The organism is Actinomadura opuntiae (assembly GCF_030283205.1).
Lineage (GTDB): Bacteria > Actinomycetota > Actinomycetes > Streptosporangiales > Streptosporangiaceae > Spirillospora.
Map to the genome: position 1 here is coordinate 147294 of NZ_JASNWF010000002.1, position 15349 is coordinate 162642.

The window sequence follows — 15349 nt, forward strand, 5'->3', positions numbered from 1 at the left end:
TGGATTCGGTGCCAGGAACCCTACTTCCCGGCCGGTCCGGCCGATCCTCGACGTCCCCGCGGAAGGAAAAAGAGAGATCACTGGGCGGTGAGCGGCCGGGCGATGTCCTCCAGGCCCTTGCGCTCGGCCTTGACGCCGAGGACGGCCTCCACCAGCCCGGCGGCGATCATCAGGACGGCGCCGATGGTGAAGGCGATCGCGGTGTCGCGAGGCACGCCGGTGGCGGTGAGCTTGGCGAAGACGAGCGGCCCGGAGATGCCGCCGGCCGCCGTGCCGATCGCGTAGAAGAACGCGATGGCGAGGGCCCGGGTCTCCATCGGGAAGACCTCGCTGACCGTCAGGTACGCCGAGCTGGCCCCGGCGGAGGCGAAGAACAGCACCACGCACCAGCAGGCCGTCAGCGTGGTGGCGGTCAGCTGCCCCTGGTCGAACAGGACCGCGGTGCCGAGCAGCAGCACGCCGGACAGCAGGTACGTCCCGCTGATCATCGGCTTGCGGCCCCAGCTGTCGAACAGCGGCGCCAGCAACAGCGGGCCGAGGAAGTTCCCGGCCGCGATGACGGCGTAGTAGTAGCCGGTGTTGGTGTCGATGTGGAAGAAGGTGTTCAGGATGTCCGCATAGCCGAACGTGATGGCGTTGTAGAGGAACGCCTGCCCGATGAACAGGGCGAACCCGAGGATCGCCCGCTTCGGGTACCGCCGCACCAGCGACCCGGCGATCACTCCGAAACCCAGGCTCTTGCGCTGGTGGATGCGGATGGAGCCGCCGGGCTCGGGCAGCCGGTCGCCGCTCTCCGCCCGGACCGTCTCCTCGACGTCGCCGACGAGCCTCTCCGCCTGCTCCGTCCGGCCGTGGATGATCAGCCAGCGCGGGCTCTCCGGGACGTGCCGCCGGACGAGCAGCACGACCAGCCCGAGCACGACCCCGAGCGCGAACGCCAGCCGCCAGCCGACGTCCACCGCGAACTGCCCGAGGATCGGGATGGTCAGCAGCGCGCCCGCGGCGGCGCCGAGCCAGAAGCTGCCGTTGATGACGATGTCGATGCGGCCGCGGTGCTTGCTCGGGATCAGCTCGTCGATGGCGGAGTTGATCGCCGCGTACTCGCCGCCGATGCCGAAGCCGGTGACGAACCGGCACAGGAAGAACCACCACGCCGTCCAGGACAGCGCGGTCAGCGCGGTGCCGGCCAGGTACACCAGCAGCGTGATCATGAAGAGCTTCTTGCGGCCGAAGCGGTCGGTCAGCCAGCCGAAGAACAGCGCGCCGAGGCACGCGCCGACCACGTAGATCGCGGCGCCGAACCCCGACACCTGGCCGGAGGTGATGTCGACGCCGCTGCCGGCCTTGGCGAGCTGCGGCGCGAGGTTGCCGACGATGGTGACCTCGAGGCCGTCCAGGATCCAGACGGTGCCGAGCCCGATGACGATCATCCAGTGCCAGCGGGACCAGGGCAGCCGGTCCAGCCGTGCCGGGATCTTCGTGTCGACGATGCCCTGCCGCGTGCTCTGCTCTGTCACGGGGACCTCGATTGCCGAATGCGCGGCGATCAAACTCCCGGTCGATCAGGTCGCCGGGAAATGGCAGGTCATCCCGCGTCTTCCGCCGCTTCACCGGGACCGTGCAATTCGATCAGGTCCACATGTTCGGCGACCTCCTCGATGTCGCGGCAGTAGGCGACCAGGCGCCCGTCGCGGGTGAGCAGGAACCACGCCTGCCCGGGGGCCGCGTCCCGGTGCTGCGCCCGGACGAACGCCAGGTCCGCCTCGCCCAGCCGGACGGCCTCGACCCGTAGCCCGTCGGGCCCCAGCAGGTAGCGCGGTTCCGCCATGACCGCAGTGTGCACCCGCAACCCCACGCGATCCACCCGTTGGTCGCGGGCGCAACGGCGGGCGGCAGGTGGTTTCGCCGATGGCGGGACGCGAACGCGGCCGTACCGTCGGGCCGCACGCGATTTCGGATTCATTTCGCGTCGAGCCCAGAATGGGGTGATCGCAGTGCGCCGAAGATTCCGCTCAATGATCCTCGTGGTGGCCGCCTTCGTGTTGGCCGCCCTCGCATGCACGGGAAATGCCATGGCGCAGCCGGCGGCCGCGCCGGCCGCGCCCGCCACGCAGACGGTGACGGTGAAATACGGACCGTGGACGATCCCGGGCGGCACCATGGACCGTCCAGGGGAACTGCCGAACGTGGTGTCGGCGGCACCGAAGCCGTGCTCGACCTGCGACATCGTCGGTGAGAAGCCGGATCTGGTGTACGCCGACGGAACCACCGCCGACATGAACAGCGGCCCGATGCTGCACCACTTCGTCATCTCGAACCTGTCGGCGCGCGACACCGTCTGCCCGTTCAGCCCGGACCGGATCTGGGCGTCCGGCGACGAGCGCACCGAAAAGAACATGCCCGACGGTTACGGCGTGCCGGTGAAAAGCTATGACCGCTGGGCCATGCTCACCGACCTGATGAATTACTCGTCGGCGCCGAAGACGGTCTACATTTCCATCACCTACACCATCGCCGCCGCGGCGACGACCACGCCGGTGCGGTCCCTGTGGCTGGACGCGGGCGGCTGCCTGTCCTCCGACTACAGCGTCCCGGCCGGGCCGAGCACCCACACCTGGAGCTGGACCTCCACGGTCGGCGGGCGCATCGTGTTCGCCAACGGCCACCAGCACGCCGGCGGCGTCCACGTGAAGGCCGCCGACGACACCACCGGCACGCTCATCTGCGACTCGCCCGCCACCTACGACACGATGGGCGGAATGCGGACCATCGTGAAGATGGGCACCTGCTCCGGCGATCCGCTCGCGACGATCTCGCGCGGCGACCGGCTGACCGTCACCAGCTACTACGACTCGCCCACCGCGAAGAACGACGTCATGGGCATCGTGCACGCCTACATCGCGGAGGGATGACGGATGGCCCGCATGCGCATCGGCAGGAAGGCCCCGGCCTTCGCGTCCGCCGGTGTCCTCACGGCCGCGCTCCTGGCGCTGCCGTCCGCCTCGTCCGCCGCGCCGTCCGGCGTCGTCCCGTACACGCCCGGGTGGACGGTCGCGGGGCAGAACCTGTCCAACACCCGGTACGCCGCGACGGAGACGGCGATCTCGCCCGGCAACGTGGGACGGCTCAAGCCGCGCTGGACCGCGACCCTGGGCGGCAACGTGTCCGCCACCCCGACGGTGTCGCTGGGCACCGTCTACGTCCCCGACTACGGCGGCAACCTGTCGGCGGTGGACGCGCTCACCGGCGCCGTCCGCTGGCAGCGCCCGATCTCGTACTACAGCGGCGTGTCCGGGGACGTGTCGAGGACCAGCCCGGCCGTCGCCGGGACGGAACTGGTCTTCGGCGACGGAGTGTCCAGCACGCCGGGCGACAGCGGCGCCCGCGTCATGGCGGCCGACCGGGTCACCGGCGCGAAGCGCTGGAGCACCCTGATCGACGCGGACCCGGCCGCGATGGTCACGACGTCGCCCGTGGTGGACGGCAACACCGTCTACGTGGGGACGGCGAGCCGCGTCGAGTTCGGCGACGAGAACCCGGTGCGGTTCCGCGGCAGCGTCGTGGCGCTGGACGCGACGACCGGCGCCGTCCGGTGGCGGCGGTACATGGCGCCCGAGGGCTACACCGGCAACTCGGTGTGGGGCAGCTCGTTCGTCGTCGACCACACCACCGGGCGGCTGTTCGTGACGACCGGCAACAACTACACCGTTCCCGACGGAATCTGCACACGTCCCGGCGAAGAGGACTGCCAGCAGGGTCCGGCCGACAACTACACCGACGCGGTCGTCGGCCTCGACCTGCGGACGGGCGCCGTCGCCTGGTCGTTCAAGACGCTGTCCGCCGACGTCGGAAGCGAGGACTGCGAGACCTGCGGCCCCGACTTCGACTTCGGGTCCGCGCCGAACCTGTACCAGGTCGCCGACGGCGGCCGCATGCGCAGCATCCTCGGCGTCGGCCAGAAGAGCGGCATCTACTGGGCGCTCGACCCGGCGACCGGAAAGGAGATCTGGCACACCCAGGTCGGGCCCGGCAGCGACCTCGGCGGCATGGAGTGGGGCTCGGCGACCGACGGCAACCGCGTCTACGTCGGCATCGGCAACGCCGAGCACGAGGAGTACGACATCGTCGGCGCCGACGGGACGAAGACGACCGTCGACGGCGGCTCGTGGGCGGCGCTGGACGCGGCCACCGGCAAGATCCTCTGGCAGGTCGGCGACCCGTACGGCACGCTCGACATCGGATTCCTCAGCGCCGCGAACGGCGTCGTCTACGCCGGCGGCATCAACGGCGCGGCCGACACGATGTTCGCGCTGAACGCCGCCAACGGGAACATCCTGTGGCGGTACAACAGCGGCGGCTCGGTGATCGGCGGCGCGGCCGTCGTCGCGGGCACCGTCTACTGGGGCTCCGGCTACTGGTTCGGCCTCTGCTCCGACGGCACCTACAAGTGCGCACAGAACAACAAGCTGTACGCGTTCTCCCCTTCCTGACCCTGGTGTCTGCGGCGGCCGGGCGGGAACTCTCCCGCCCGGCCGTCGCGCTGGGCCTGTCCCGGAGGTCAGCGGGCCTGGAGGGTGCGGACGTTGTCGCCGAACGTCCAGCCCTTCGAGCCGTCCCAGTTGATGGACCAGGTCATCAGGCCCTTGAGGGCGCCGTTGAAGTGGTTCCATGCCTGGCCGACCAGGCTCGGCGACATGTAGCCGCCGCCCGCGCCCGGCTGTGCGGGCAGGCCGGGGACCTGCTTGTCGTACGGCACCCGGATCGTGGTGCCCTGGACGGTCAGGCCGCTGTTCAGGCACTCGGTCTGCTTGACGAAGCCCTCGACCGTCCCGGCGGAGTAGGAGTCGCCGGAGCAGCCGTACATGCTGCCGTTGTAGTACTGCATGTTGAGCCACCACAGCCGGCCGTTGTCCGCGTACTTCTTGACGATCGGCAGGTAGGCGCCCCAGATCGAGCCGTAGGTGACGCTGCCGCCGGTGACGTACGCGGTCTCGGGGGCCATCGTCAGGCCGAAGTTGGACGGCATCTGCGCGAGCACGCCGTCGATGATGCGGATCAGGTTGGCCTGCGACGTGGACGGCTGGTTCACGTTGCCGCTGCCCGACAGGCCCGTCTCGATGTCGATGTCGATGCCGTCGAAGTTGTACTTCTTCAGGATCGGCACGATCGTCTGGACGAACCGGTCGGCGACGCTGCTGGAGCCGAGGTCGATGCCCGCGGCGGCTCCGCCGATCGACATCAGGATCGTGGCGCCGGCCGCTTTCGCCGCGCACATCTCGGCGGGGGTTGCGACCTTGACGCCCGCGTCCATGCCGTCCTCCCACAGCACGGTGCCGTCGGAGCGGATGACGGGGAACGCCGCGTTGATCACGTTGTAGCCGTGCTGCCTGATCACCGGGTTGTCGATCGGCGTCCAGCCGAAGGGCGGGTGGACGCCGTTGGACGCGCCGTCCCAGTTCTCCCAGTAGCCCTGCAGCACCTTGCCGGCGGGCCTGGACTTCACCGGGCAGGTCTCGCTCCCGGTCGGCGGCGTGGTGGGAGGCGTGGTGGGCGGTGTGGTCGGGGGCGTGGTGGGCGGTGTGGTCGGCGGGGTGGTGGGCGGCGTCGTCGGGGGTGTCGAGGCGTCGCAGGCGCCGAGATCGCGCCAGAGCGTGGGCGTGGACGCGGGGTTCCAGTTCGCGCCCGGGTAGGCGGTGTGGGCGACGAGCGCCTCGTACCCGTCTGCCTTGTAGGTGACCTTGTCACCGACCTTGTAGGTGGTGCCCTCGGCCCAGGCCGGGTACGCGCACGCGATCGCCGGGGCGGACCGCGCGGACGACGGGGCGGACAGCACGACCAGCGCGCCGAGCGACAGGACGAGCGCCGCGGCGGCCGAGGCCAGCGCGGCGGCGGCCGCGGACCATCGCTTGTGCTTGAACTGCATGGGGACGACTCCTCGGTACAGCGGGACACAGAGGAGCCGGTGTCAGAGCCGAACCGTCCCGCGGGCGGGACCCTCCCAAGTCGAGGCGCAAACGACCGGCACGGACGCATGGGAAGGGTAACCCCGGTGGGCCGGGCCGTGAAGGGCCGAGTTACGCGGGTACGGCGGGTACGGCGGGGCCGAGGCGGCGCTGCATCAGCGTCGTGGCGATCCAGCGGCCGTGCTTGTAGCCGACGTCGTCCAGCCGGCCCGCCTCGACGAACCCGAACCGGCGGTGCAGGGCGGCCGACCCGGGCTCGCCGGTGTCGGCGATGACCGCGATCATCTGCCGCATCCCGGCCTTCTCCGAGCCGTCGACGAGCGCGCCGAGCAGCGCCGTCCCCAGCCCCTTGCCGGTGTGCGCGGGGGCCAGGTAGATCGTGTCCTCGACGGTGTAGCGGTACGCCGGTTTCGGCCGCCAGGGGCCCGCGTACGCGTATCCGGCGATCTCCCCGTCCGCCTCGGCCACCAGGAACGGCAGGCCGCGCCGAGCGAGGTCGTCGAGCCTTTCCCGCCATTCCGCGACGGTCTGCGGCGTCTCCGCGAACGTCGCCACGGTGTTCAGCACGTAGTGCGCGCCGATCTCGGCCACGGCCGCGAGATCGTCCGGCCGCGCCGCCCGGACCACTGCCATGCGTCAGCCACCTCCACCGTGATCATCATCTCACGCGGGGGTGGGGGCCCGGTCGTCCTCGGGGGTATCCATGGAGGTGACCGTTCATGGCGAAGGCCGCGCGGCGGTGACGCGGGGGCGCGACCTCGGGGGAAGGAGCGACGCATGAAGCTGACGAAGTTCAAGGCGCTCGTTTCGCTGGACGAGCAGAGCGCCTCGGCGATCGGAACCGACCTTCCCGCCCAGAACTGCCCGTTCACGCTGCGGGAGAAGGGCGCGGAGCCGAAGCCGAGCGCGTTCCACAAGGTGGTCATGACGACCGACGACGGTGAGCCGCTGCGGCCGGGCGACGTCGACCACATCGTGACGATGACGCTGCTGACCGAGACGGCCGGCAAGGACGCGTTCGCGGCGGGCTGCCGGTTCGACCTGTGGCACGGGACGAAGGTGGGCCACGGGCTGGTGTCCCGGCGGTTGGTGTTCTAGCGCTCGGCGGCGGTGAACCGGCGTTCGGACTCCATGGCGGACGCGACGTCCGCCGGGTAGGTGCGCCGCGCCCGCATCAGGAGCAGGCCGTTGACCAGCAGCGGGATGAGGGCGAGCAGGAACACCCGGTCCAGGCCGGTGCCGGAGTGGTCGCCGGGCGCGAACACCCCCGACAGCCAGCCGAACAGGACGGGCGCGATCGCCTCGCCCGTCATGCGCAGGATCGTGCGGATGCTCTCGGCGCGTCCCCACAGCCCGAAATGGACGACGTCGAGGCGGACGGCGTCCAGCGGCGGGTTCGCGCCGGCCAGCGCGGCGGCGGCCAGGAAGAACAGCGGCATCGCGAGCCACGCCGAGGTGGTCAGCAGGCCGGGCAGGAACAGCAGCGCGGACGCGGTGTAGGCGACGCTCGGCACCAGCACGCGCGCGGCGATCCGGCCGCGCCGGACGAGGCGGTCCGCGATCCGGCCGGCGGTGAGGACGCCCACCAGCGCGCCGGCGCCGATCACCGGGACGAGCAGGCTCAGCTCGGCGCGCCCGACGCCGTAGCGGTGCTGGACGAAGACCATCGCGAACGTGCGCAGCCCGGAGAAGAAGAAGTAGCCGATGGCCGAGGCGAGGATGATGATCACGTTGGTGCGGATGCGGAGCACGTGCCGGGCGGCCTGCAGCAGCGTCATCCGGGACGGGTCGGTCGCCAGCACGTTCTCCGGGCGGGCCTGGACGTCCGATTCGTCCACCGCCTGCTGGGCGGCCCCGGAGCCGCCGCGCGGGTCGCCGGCGGGGCGGCCCTGCGCGCCGCGGGCGGGCTCGGGCAGCAGCCGCCAGACGGCCGCGGCCAGCGCGATGCCGAGGACCGCGACGAACCAGAACGAGAACCGCCAGCTCAGCGCGGCGGCGACGTTGCCGCCGACGACCAGCCCGAATCCGGCGCCGATCAGCTCGCCGGCGAGGATCCGCCCGTAGACGCCGGCCCGCTCCTGGTGCGGGAACAGGTCGCCGGTAAGGGACGCGACGGTCGGTCCGGCGGTCGCGGTGACGGCGCCGAGCGCGACCCGCGACGTCAGCAGCCAGTCGTAGGAGGTGGCGAGGCCGCCGACGATCATGGCGGCGCTCCACAGCATGATGCTGCCGGCGAGCAGCGGGACGCGGGGCACGCGGTCGGTGAGCATGCCGACCGGGACGGTGGCGACGGCGCCGACCAGCGAGGGCGCGGCGGTCAGGACGCCGACCTCGGTGTTGTCGATGTGCAGGGCGTGCCGCAGCTCCTCGACGATCGCGCCGATGACGCCGGAGTCGGCGGTGTTGAGTGCCAGGACGCAGGCCAGGAGCAGCACGACGCGGGCCTGGCGGGGCCCGCCGAGCCGACGGGTGAGGGCGTCGACCGCCCGTCCCCACCGCCGCGGGGCCTGCGCCTTGATCACAACTACACGTAGTGCCCGGTCGCGTGCGAGGTATGTGACCGGGGCGCGGGTGGGCGGCGGGGCGGCCGGGACCCCGGGTGAACGCGGGTCCCGGCCTGCCGCCGCGTCACTTCGGGGGCATCAGGACGCTGTCGATGATGTAGACGGTGGCGTTGGCGGTGTGGACGTTGCCGCAGGCCACCTTCGCGTCGCTGCCGATCGTGAACGACTCGCCGGAGCCGCTGGTCTTCAGCATCGCGCCGTTCAGGGTCTTGAAGTCGCCGTTCGACAGCCCGCTCGGCGTGATCGGCTGCCCGACGACGTGGTAGGTCAGGATGCCGGTCAGCGTCTTCTTGTCGCTCAGGACCTTGTCGAGCGTCGCCTTGGGGATCTTGTTGAACGCGTCGTTGGTCGGCGCGAACACGGTGATGTTCTTGGCCGAGTTCAGCGTGTCGACCAGCCCGGCCTTCTTCACGGCGCTGACCAGCGTCGACAGCACCGGGTTGTTGGACGCGGCGGTCGCGACGGGGTCGGCGGACATGCCGCTGAAGCTGCCCTTGCCGGACGCCGGGACGGCCGAGCAGGCTGGCCCGAACGGCTGGTCGGAGGCCGGTGAGCTGCTCGCGGCCGTGGCCGGTGCCGAACCGGCGGGCGCGGCGGCGGTGCCGCCGTCCTTGCCGTCGTCGTTGCTGGAGCAGGCCGCCGTTGCGGTGGCGACGGCGGCCGCGGCGAGGACGCCTGCGGCGATGCGGGTGCGGTACATGGTGATCTCCTTGCTTCGGATACCGATGGGTTCTGGGTGGTGTGGATTGCGGCGGGGCCGGTCAGGTGACGGTGACCACCACCGAATGCCAGCCGGTCGCGCCGTCCGGGAACGGCGGCGTGCGGTGTTCGGGCTGGGTGCGGCCGGTGCCGTCGGTGGCGCGGCAGCGCAGCGTGTGGGACCCGGGCGCGGCGTCCCACTCGGCGATCCACTGCCGCCAGGTGTCCAGGCCGGGGACGGGCGCGAGCCGCGCCTGCCGCCACGGGCCGTCGTCGACCTGCCATTCGACGGCGTCGACGCCGCGGTGCTGCGCCCACGCGGTGCCGGCGACGGCGACCCGTCCGGCGTTGACGGTGGCCAGCGGCTTGGGCACGTCGATGCGGGAGAACGTCTTGATCGGCGCCCGCTCGGCGTAGCCGCGCCTGGTCCAGTACGCGTGGTCGGTCGCGAACCGGGTGACCTTGAGGTCGACGACCCACTTGGTGGCCGAGACGTAGCCGTACAGGCCGGGGACGACCATCCGGGCGGGGAAGCCGTGCGCGACCGGCAGCGGCTCGCCGTTCATCCCGACGGCCAGCAGCGCGTCCCGGCCGTCCAGGATCGTCTCGATCGGGGTGGACAGCGTCATGCCGTCGGACGAGCGGGACAGGATCTGGTCGGCGCCGGAAGCGATCCCCGCCCGGCGCAGCAGAGGCGCCAGCGGCGCGCCCAGCCAGCGGGCGTTGCCCGCGAGGTCGCCGCCGACCTGGTTGGACACGCACGACAGCGTGATGTCGCGTTCGATCAGCGCCTCGCGCAGCAGGTCGTCGAACGACATCTCGACGGGCCGGGCGACCATGCCGTGGATGCGCAGCGTCCAGTCGCGCGGTTCGACCTGCGGCAGGGTGAGCGCGGTGTCGACCCGGTAGAAGTCCCTGTTGGGGGTGCGGAACGGCGTCATCCCCGGCACCCGTATCTGGGCTTCCGGCGGCACCGGCCGCGCCGGGCTCGCCGCGCGCGGCAGCCGCAGCTTCGCGCGGACGGAGGAGACGTCGCCGCGGCGCAGCAGCACCCGCCCGGACACCCCGCCGGCCGCGGCGACGCCGATCACCCCGGCACCGGTCAGCAGCACGCGGCGGCGATCGACGCCCGCGTCCTCGGGGCGGCGTTCCGGCTGCTCGGTTGCGCCGCCGTCGTCCGGGGTAGCGGTGCCGCGAGCCTCGGGAGGCGCGATGGAGGATGGGCGGGTACCGCGCACCAGCAGGGCCAGTGCCGTCATGCCGGCGAGCGCGCCGATCGCGGACGGGACGGCGTCGACCGGCTCGGCGACCGGCCGGGTCAGCGCCGCGACGACCCCGGCGGCCCCTAACGCGCCGAGCCCGATCAGGCCCCAGGCGAGCCGGAACCGGCTCAGCAGCCCGATGACCAGGGCCGCCACCGTGATCCCGGCGCCGAGGCCGAGCAGCAGGACCGTCTTGTCGTCGCTGCCGAAATGCCGGATCGCGAAGTCCTTCAACCACACCGGGGTGAGGTCGATGAACCCCGCGCCGACCGCGAGCAGCGGCGAGGACGACGCCCGGCCGAGCACGCCGGCCGCCAGCTCCGCCACCCCCATCGCGGCGGCGGCGGCCAGTAGCCCGCGCAGCGCGGCCGTCACCCACCGCAGTGGTCCGGTTGCTCTCTCGCCTGTCACACCCGGTGTTCGGGGCCGGACGGCGGGCGGATGGGTCGGATCTCGATCGGGATCGGGACCCATCCTCGGGGCCGTCCGCACCGAACCACCGGTGTGAAGATGAACGAACCGGTCGAAGGGCCGCGCGCGACCGGCGCGGAGCCGCCCGACCTGGCCGAGCTGCTCGGCCGCGTCGCGCGCGGCGACCAGGACGCGTTCGGGCAGGTGTACGAGCGGCTGTCCGGGCCCGTCTACGGGCTGGCGCTGCGGGTCGTCCGCGACCCGGCGCAGGCCGAGGAGATCGCGCAGGACGTGCTGGTCGAGCTGTGGCGCAAGGCCTCGCACTACCGCCCCGAACGCGGCAGCGCGACGTCGTGGGCGCTGACCGTGGCGCACCGCCGCGCCGTCGACCGGGTGCGCTCCAGCCAGGCCGACCGCGCCCGCCAGGAGCGCGCCGCCGCGCCCGCGCCCGACTACGACCAGGTCGCCGAGGAGGTCGGCACCCGGCTGGAGCACCGGCAGGTGCGCCGCTGCCTGCGGCACCTGACCGAGACGCAGCGCGAGTCGATCACGCTCGCCTACTTCGGCGGCTACACCTACCGCGAGGTCTCCGAGCTGCTCGGCGTCGGCCTCGCCGCCGTCAAGACCCGGATGCGCGACGGACTCATCCGGTTGCGTGACTGCCTGGGAGTGCAGCCATGACCCACGACCCGCACGACCTCGCCGGCCCCTACGCCCTGGACGCGCTCGCCGACACCGAGCGGCGCCGCTTCGAGCGCCACCTGTCCGGCTGCACCGCCTGCGCCGAGGAGGCCGCCGGGCTCCGCGAGACCGCGGCCCGGCTCGCGCTGGCCGCGTCCCGCCGGCCCCCCGACGAGCTGCGCGGACGCGTCATGGCGGAGATCGCCAGGACCCGCCAGTCGCCGCCGCCGCTGGGCCGCCGCCTCCCGTCCCCCGGCACCCGCGGACTGGCGTGGCTCGCCGCCGCGGCCTGCCTCGTGCTGGCCGTGCTCGGCGGCGGTGCGGCATGGCACTTCCAGCGCTCCGCCGAGCACGCCCAAGCCCTGAACCGCCAGGTCACGGCCGTAATGACCGCGCCGGACGCGCATACCTCGACCACCCGCGCACCGACCGGCGCCACCGTCACCGTCGTGTCGTCGCGCTCGCTCGGCAAGGCGGTCGTCACCACGTCCCGGCTGCGGCACCTACCCCCCGCCCGGACCTACCAGATGTGGTGGCTCGGCCCGACCGCGCCGCGCTCCGCAGGGACGCTCGACCTGTCCGGGAAGCCGCGTCCGGTCGTCGCGGGCGGGCTCGGCGACGCGCGGAGCTTCGGCGTCACGATCGAACCGGCGGGCGGCTCCAGCCGTCCGACCAGCCCCCCGATCATCACCCTCGCGCTCGCCTGACGGGCGGCGGCGGGCCGGGTCAGCCGCCGGGCTTGGACATCAGGGCGTGCATCTTCGCCTTGGCCGGCTCGGACATGGCCCTGGACGCCGTCGTCTGCACCTTGTTGCGCGCCGAGCCGGTGACGACGTGGTCCTTGCCGGCCATCAGCGCGTCGTAGGCCTGCCGCGCCACGTCCGCCGGATCGTCCTTGCCGGACTTGCCGAGCCGGGTGTCGAGCACCCCGGCGCGCTCGAAGAACCGGGTCTCGGTGGGGCCGGGCAGCAGCGCCGTCACGGTGACGCCGGTGCCCTGCAACTCGTGCCGCAGCGCCTCCGCGAACGAGTACAGGAACGCCTTGGACGCCGCGTACGTCGCCAGGTACGGCCCCGGCGACGTCGCGGCGATCGACGAGGTGAACAGCATCCGGCCCCGGCCCTGCCGGACCATGTCGTGCAGCACGAGCTTCGCCAGGTGGACGGCCGACCGGACGTTCAGGTCGACGAGGTTCAGCTCGTCGGCGAGCGCGTTGTCGCGGACGAAGTCGCCGCCCACGCCGACGCCCGCGTTGATCGCCACGGCGTCCAGCGGGCGCGTGCCCACCGCGGCGTACAGCTCCTCGACCCCCTGCGGCCGCGCCAGGTCCACCCGGACGGGCGTCGCGTCGCCGACGGCCTGCGCCGCCGCGGTGATCTCCGCGTTCTCCGCCGCCATGATGACGTGGAAGCCGTGCCGGGCGAACTCGTCCGCGAGCGCGCGTCCGATGCCGGTGGAGGCGCCGGTGACCAGCGCCAGCCGCGTCGAGTCGGTCATGGCCGTTCCTCCTGGGATGTCAGTCCTGGCCCCGGCCGGTGAGCTTGTCGCGGACCTTGTCGGCCGCCGCGACGGCGGGCCCGGCGGCCTTGAGAATTCCGGGCTTGGGCGGGGTGTTCGGGTGCGGGCGCGTCGGCGCCGTCTTCTTGCCCTTCTCGAGCTTCTCGCCGAGCTGCTCCGCCCGCTCGTCGGTGATGACCCTGCGCAGCGCCGGCCAGACCTCGGTCTCCTCGAACGCGATGTGCGCGCGGCCGTCGGTGACGAAGCTGGCCAGCAGCTCCTCGAACCGCGCCTCGCCCGCGTCCAGCCCGATCAGCTCGTTGAGCACCTTCTTCGCCGCCTGCTCCTGCTCGACGGCATGGTCGGCGAGCCGGTCGCCGTCGGTCACCAGCTCGCGCACGGCCGGCCAGAAGTACTCCTCCTCGACCGCCTCGTGCTTGGACTCCTCGATGATGAGCTGCTCCACCATCTTCTTGCGCAGTTGGAGCGCGTCCTCGCCGTGGACGGACGCCTGGGACGCGCCCGCCGAGCCGGCCTCCAGTTCGGTGAGCATCTGCTTGACCTCGGTGTGGTCGTTCGCCAGCACCGTGAAGACGTCGGTCATCGCTTCCTCCTCGAAACCCGTGTCGGGGTGTCCCCTGCCCCCACGTCCAAGGCCAAACGCGGTGGTACCTTCCGGACCGTGGAGCTCTCCTATGTCGTCACCGGCGCCGCCCGCGGCATCGGCCGGGCCATCGCCGAGCGCCTCCTCGCCGACGGCGGGCACGTGGTGGCGGCCGACCTGGACCCGTCCGCCCTCGACTGGGCGACCGGCCCGCGCGTCGCGGCGGTAGCCGGCGACCTGCGGGACGAGGCCGTCGCGGCGCGGGCAGCGGACGCCGCGCAGGCCATGGGGACCCTCAAGGGCTGGGTCAACAACGCCGCCGTCTTCCGCGACGCCGCCGTGGACGTCCCGGACCCGCGCGAGGTCCTCGACGCGGTGGCGCTGAACTTCGACCCGGCCGTCGTGGGATCGCTGACCGCGATCCGCCGCTTCCTGGACGCCGGCACCGGCGGCGCGATCGTGAACGTCTCGTCCCACCAGGCGACGCGGCCCGTCCGGGGCTCGCTCACCTACGCGACGGCGAAGGCGGCCGTCGAGGGCTTCAGCCGCGCCCTCGCGGTGGACTACGGCCCGCGCGGCGTCCGGGTGAACGTCGTCGCGCTGGGCTCGATCACCACCGCCCGCTATGAGGCGTACCTCGCCGCGCAGGACCCGGCCACCGTCGCGCGGATCGAGGCCGAGATGCGCGCCCTCCACCCGCTCGGCCGCGTCGGCCGCCCCGATGAGGTCGCCGCCACCGTCCGCCACCTGCTGTCGGACGAGGCGAGCTTCATCAACGGCGCGATCGTCCCGGTAGACGGCGGCCGCTCCGCCCAAGGCCAAGACCCCGAACAGGCCTGACCAAGAACCCCCCGCTCACGACTTAGGCCGACGCTGCTCGAAGCCGGGGGTGGAACCGTGAGCCTGATGGTCGTCACGGCGGCGGTGCTCGGCTTCGTGGCCGGGGGCGTGGCCTTCCTCGGCGCGTCGGCGACGGCGATGGCGACGCGTTCCCGGTACCAGGGCAGGCACCGCGCCGACTTCTGATCCGACGCGTCGCGTGTCAGCAGGAGGCGCTGGCCTCGTGGAGGTCGCGGAGGGTTTGGTGGGCCAGTTCGCCGAAGTCGTCGTCGTTGGACGTGTCGCTCCAGCGCTCGAAGGCGATCTTCATGGCGAGCGCGCCGAGTTCCGCGGCCACGCGCGAGGTCAGGTCGGGAACGCCGCGCCGCTGGAGCGCGCCGGCCATCGCGGCGGTGAGGGCGAGTCCCTTCAGCGCCTCGCGTTCCTGCAGTTCCGGGTGGGTGACGATCACCGCCCGCCGGCGGGCGGCGAACTCGCGGCGGGCGGGGGTGAAGGCTTCGCGTCCGACCGCGTCCAGGGCGCTCGCCACCGCTTCGAGCGGGGTGGCGGTCGCGGGGGCCGCGGCGATCCCCTTGGCGAGGAGCTCGGTCATCGTGTCCCGGCCGAAGAGGACCTCCCGCTTGTCCGGGAAGTGCCGGAAGAAGGTGCTCTTCGTCAGGCCGGCGCGCTGCGCGATGTCGGTCACCGTCGTGTTCTCGTAGCCGCGCTCCGCGAAGAGGTCGAGGGCGGCGGCGACGAGTCGCTGCGACGCGTTGGGCTGCCAGCGGGCCATGAGGACAGTGTACGGGACTTGGTCCCATCACTCGGGTACAGTGATGGGACCGAGTC

The 15349-nt window shown here is 72.4% G+C and carries 17 protein-coding genes; 7 read left to right on the forward strand and 10 right to left on the reverse strand.

Annotation, left to right across the window (positions count from 1 at the left end; all coding sequences use genetic code 11):
- Positions 1-77: 77 nt before the first annotated feature.
- Positions 78-1517, reverse strand: coding sequence for an MFS transporter (locus QP089_RS04120; protein WP_285909897.1), 1440 nt, complete (start codon positions 1515-1517; stop codon positions 78-80).
- Positions 1518-1585: 68 nt separating this feature from the next.
- Entirely contained in the window at positions 1586-1828 is a 243-nt protein-coding gene (locus tag QP089_RS04125; RefSeq protein WP_285909898.1) for a hypothetical protein, read from the reverse strand.
- Positions 1829-2015: 187 nt separating this feature from the next.
- Here QP089_RS04125 and QP089_RS04130 point away from each other — a divergent pair, with 187 nt between their 5' ends.
- Together QP089_RS04130 and QP089_RS04135 are read left to right on the forward strand one after the other, a co-directional pair.
- Positions 2016-2912 carry a hypothetical protein gene (locus tag QP089_RS04130; protein WP_285909899.1) on the forward strand — a complete coding sequence of 299 codons (897 nt, stop codon included), beginning with the start codon at positions 2016-2018 and terminating at the stop codon, positions 2910-2912.
- Positions 2913-2924: 12 nt separating this feature from the next.
- A complete protein-coding gene (locus QP089_RS04135) occupies positions 2925-4490 on the forward strand; it encodes an outer membrane protein assembly factor BamB family protein (protein WP_285909900.1) in 1566 nt (521 codons plus the stop codon).
- A 68-nt stretch (positions 4491-4558) separates the two neighbouring features.
- Here the strand turns inward: QP089_RS04135 and QP089_RS04140 are convergent, their stop codons facing one another.
- Complete coding sequence (locus QP089_RS04140; protein WP_285909901.1) at positions 4559-5923, reverse strand: carbohydrate-binding protein; 1365 nt, start codon at positions 5921-5923, stop codon at positions 4559-4561.
- Positions 5924-6074: 151 nt separating this feature from the next.
- Positions 6075-6596 (reverse strand): GNAT family N-acetyltransferase, encoded by a 522-nt coding sequence (locus QP089_RS04145; RefSeq protein ID WP_285909903.1) that lies wholly within the window; start codon positions 6594-6596, stop codon positions 6075-6077.
- A 144-nt stretch (positions 6597-6740) separates the two neighbouring features.
- Between QP089_RS04145 and QP089_RS04150 the strand changes: the two genes are divergently transcribed.
- A complete protein-coding gene (locus QP089_RS04150; protein ID WP_285909904.1) occupies positions 6741-7061 on the forward strand; it encodes a hypothetical protein in 321 nt (106 codons plus the stop codon).
- On the opposite strand, the gene QP089_RS04155 is transcribed toward QP089_RS04150, so the two are convergent.
- From QP089_RS04155 to QP089_RS04165, 3 genes are all read right to left on the reverse strand, one after another.
- Positions 7058-8485 (reverse strand): MFS transporter, encoded by a 1428-nt coding sequence (locus QP089_RS04155; RefSeq protein ID WP_285909905.1) that lies wholly within the window; start codon positions 8483-8485, stop codon positions 7058-7060. The two genes, QP089_RS04150 and QP089_RS04155, sit on opposite strands and share 4 nt — an antisense overlap.
- 106 nt (positions 8486-8591) lie before the next feature.
- Positions 8592-9227: a fasciclin domain-containing protein gene (locus QP089_RS04160; protein WP_285909906.1), complete on the reverse strand. Its 636-nt coding sequence runs from the start codon at positions 9225-9227 to the stop codon at positions 8592-8594.
- Between the two features lie 61 nt (positions 9228-9288).
- The gene (locus QP089_RS04165) at positions 9289-10863 is read right to left on the reverse strand and encodes a molybdopterin-dependent oxidoreductase (protein WP_353070483.1); all 1575 of its coding nucleotides are present in this window, start codon (positions 10861-10863) and stop codon (positions 9289-9291) included.
- Between the two features lie 135 nt (positions 10864-10998).
- On the opposite strand from QP089_RS04165, the gene sigK reads away from it, so the two are divergent.
- Both sigK and QP089_RS04175 read left to right on the forward strand, forming a co-directional pair.
- Complete coding sequence (gene sigK / locus QP089_RS04170) at positions 10999-11580, forward strand: ECF RNA polymerase sigma factor SigK (RefSeq protein WP_285909907.1); 582 nt, start codon at positions 10999-11001, stop codon at positions 11578-11580.
- Positions 11577-12287: an anti-sigma factor gene (locus QP089_RS04175; protein WP_285909908.1), complete on the forward strand. Its 711-nt coding sequence runs from the start codon at positions 11577-11579 to the stop codon at positions 12285-12287. The genes sigK and QP089_RS04175 overlap by 4 nt, the downstream gene beginning before the upstream one ends.
- Positions 12288-12306: 19 nt before the next feature.
- Here QP089_RS04175 and QP089_RS04180 read toward each other — a convergent pair whose 3' ends face one another.
- Both QP089_RS04180 and QP089_RS04185 read right to left on the reverse strand, forming a co-directional pair.
- Complete coding sequence (locus tag QP089_RS04180; protein WP_285909909.1) at positions 12307-13077, reverse strand: SDR family NAD(P)-dependent oxidoreductase; 771 nt, start codon at positions 13075-13077, stop codon at positions 12307-12309.
- Positions 13078-13096: 19 nt separating this feature from the next.
- Complete coding sequence (locus QP089_RS04185) at positions 13097-13681, reverse strand: hemerythrin domain-containing protein (protein ID WP_285909910.1); 585 nt, start codon at positions 13679-13681, stop codon at positions 13097-13099.
- Between the two features lie 78 nt (positions 13682-13759).
- Here QP089_RS04185 and QP089_RS04190 point away from each other — a divergent pair, with 78 nt between their 5' ends.
- Both QP089_RS04190 and QP089_RS04195 read left to right on the forward strand, forming a co-directional pair.
- Positions 13760-14521, forward strand: a complete 762-nt coding sequence (locus tag QP089_RS04190; protein WP_285909911.1) for an SDR family NAD(P)-dependent oxidoreductase — start codon at positions 13760-13762, stop codon at positions 14519-14521.
- Between the two features lie 57 nt (positions 14522-14578).
- Positions 14579-14707 (forward strand): hypothetical protein, encoded by a 129-nt coding sequence (locus QP089_RS04195; RefSeq protein ID WP_285909912.1) that lies wholly within the window; start codon positions 14579-14581, stop codon positions 14705-14707.
- Between the two features lie 16 nt (positions 14708-14723).
- Here QP089_RS04195 and QP089_RS04200 read toward each other — a convergent pair whose 3' ends face one another.
- The gene (locus QP089_RS04200; RefSeq protein ID WP_285909913.1) at positions 14724-15293 is read right to left on the reverse strand and encodes a TetR/AcrR family transcriptional regulator; all 570 of its coding nucleotides are present in this window, start codon (positions 15291-15293) and stop codon (positions 14724-14726) included.
- Positions 15294-15349 lie beyond the last annotated feature (56 nt).

What these genes read in the sequence shown, in the direction of transcription:
- sigK (WP_285909907.1), top strand. Translation starts at nt 10,999, where the DNA reads ATGAACGAACCGGTCGAAGGGCCGCGCGCGACCGGCGCGGAGCCGCCC.
- QP089_RS04200 (WP_285909913.1), bottom strand. Translation starts at nt 15,293, where the DNA reads ATGGCCCGCTGGCAGCCCAACGCGTCGCAGCGACTCGTCGCCGCCGCC.
- QP089_RS04150 (WP_285909904.1), top strand. Translation starts at nt 6,741, where the DNA reads ATGAAGCTGACGAAGTTCAAGGCGCTCGTTTCGCTGGACGAGCAGAGC.
- QP089_RS04125 (WP_285909898.1), bottom strand. Translation starts at nt 1,828, where the DNA reads ATGGCGGAACCGCGCTACCTGCTGGGGCCCGACGGGCTACGGGTCGAG.
- QP089_RS04135 (WP_285909900.1), top strand. Translation starts at nt 2,925, where the DNA reads ATGCGCATCGGCAGGAAGGCCCCGGCCTTCGCGTCCGCCGGTGTCCTC.
- QP089_RS04140 (WP_285909901.1), bottom strand. Translation starts at nt 5,923, where the DNA reads ATGCAGTTCAAGCACAAGCGATGGTCCGCGGCCGCCGCCGCGCTGGCC.
- QP089_RS04175 (WP_285909908.1), top strand. Translation starts at nt 11,577, where the DNA reads ATGACCCACGACCCGCACGACCTCGCCGGCCCCTACGCCCTGGACGCG.
- QP089_RS04130 (WP_285909899.1), top strand. Translation starts at nt 2,016, where the DNA reads ATGATCCTCGTGGTGGCCGCCTTCGTGTTGGCCGCCCTCGCATGCACG.
- QP089_RS04180 (WP_285909909.1), bottom strand. Translation starts at nt 13,077, where the DNA reads ATGACCGACTCGACGCGGCTGGCGCTGGTCACCGGCGCCTCCACCGGC.
- QP089_RS04185 (WP_285909910.1), bottom strand. Translation starts at nt 13,681, where the DNA reads ATGACCGACGTCTTCACGGTGCTGGCGAACGACCACACCGAGGTCAAG.
- QP089_RS04160 (WP_285909906.1), bottom strand. Translation starts at nt 9,227, where the DNA reads ATGTACCGCACCCGCATCGCCGCAGGCGTCCTCGCCGCGGCCGCCGTC.
- QP089_RS04145 (WP_285909903.1), bottom strand. Translation starts at nt 6,596, where the DNA reads ATGGCAGTGGTCCGGGCGGCGCGGCCGGACGATCTCGCGGCCGTGGCC.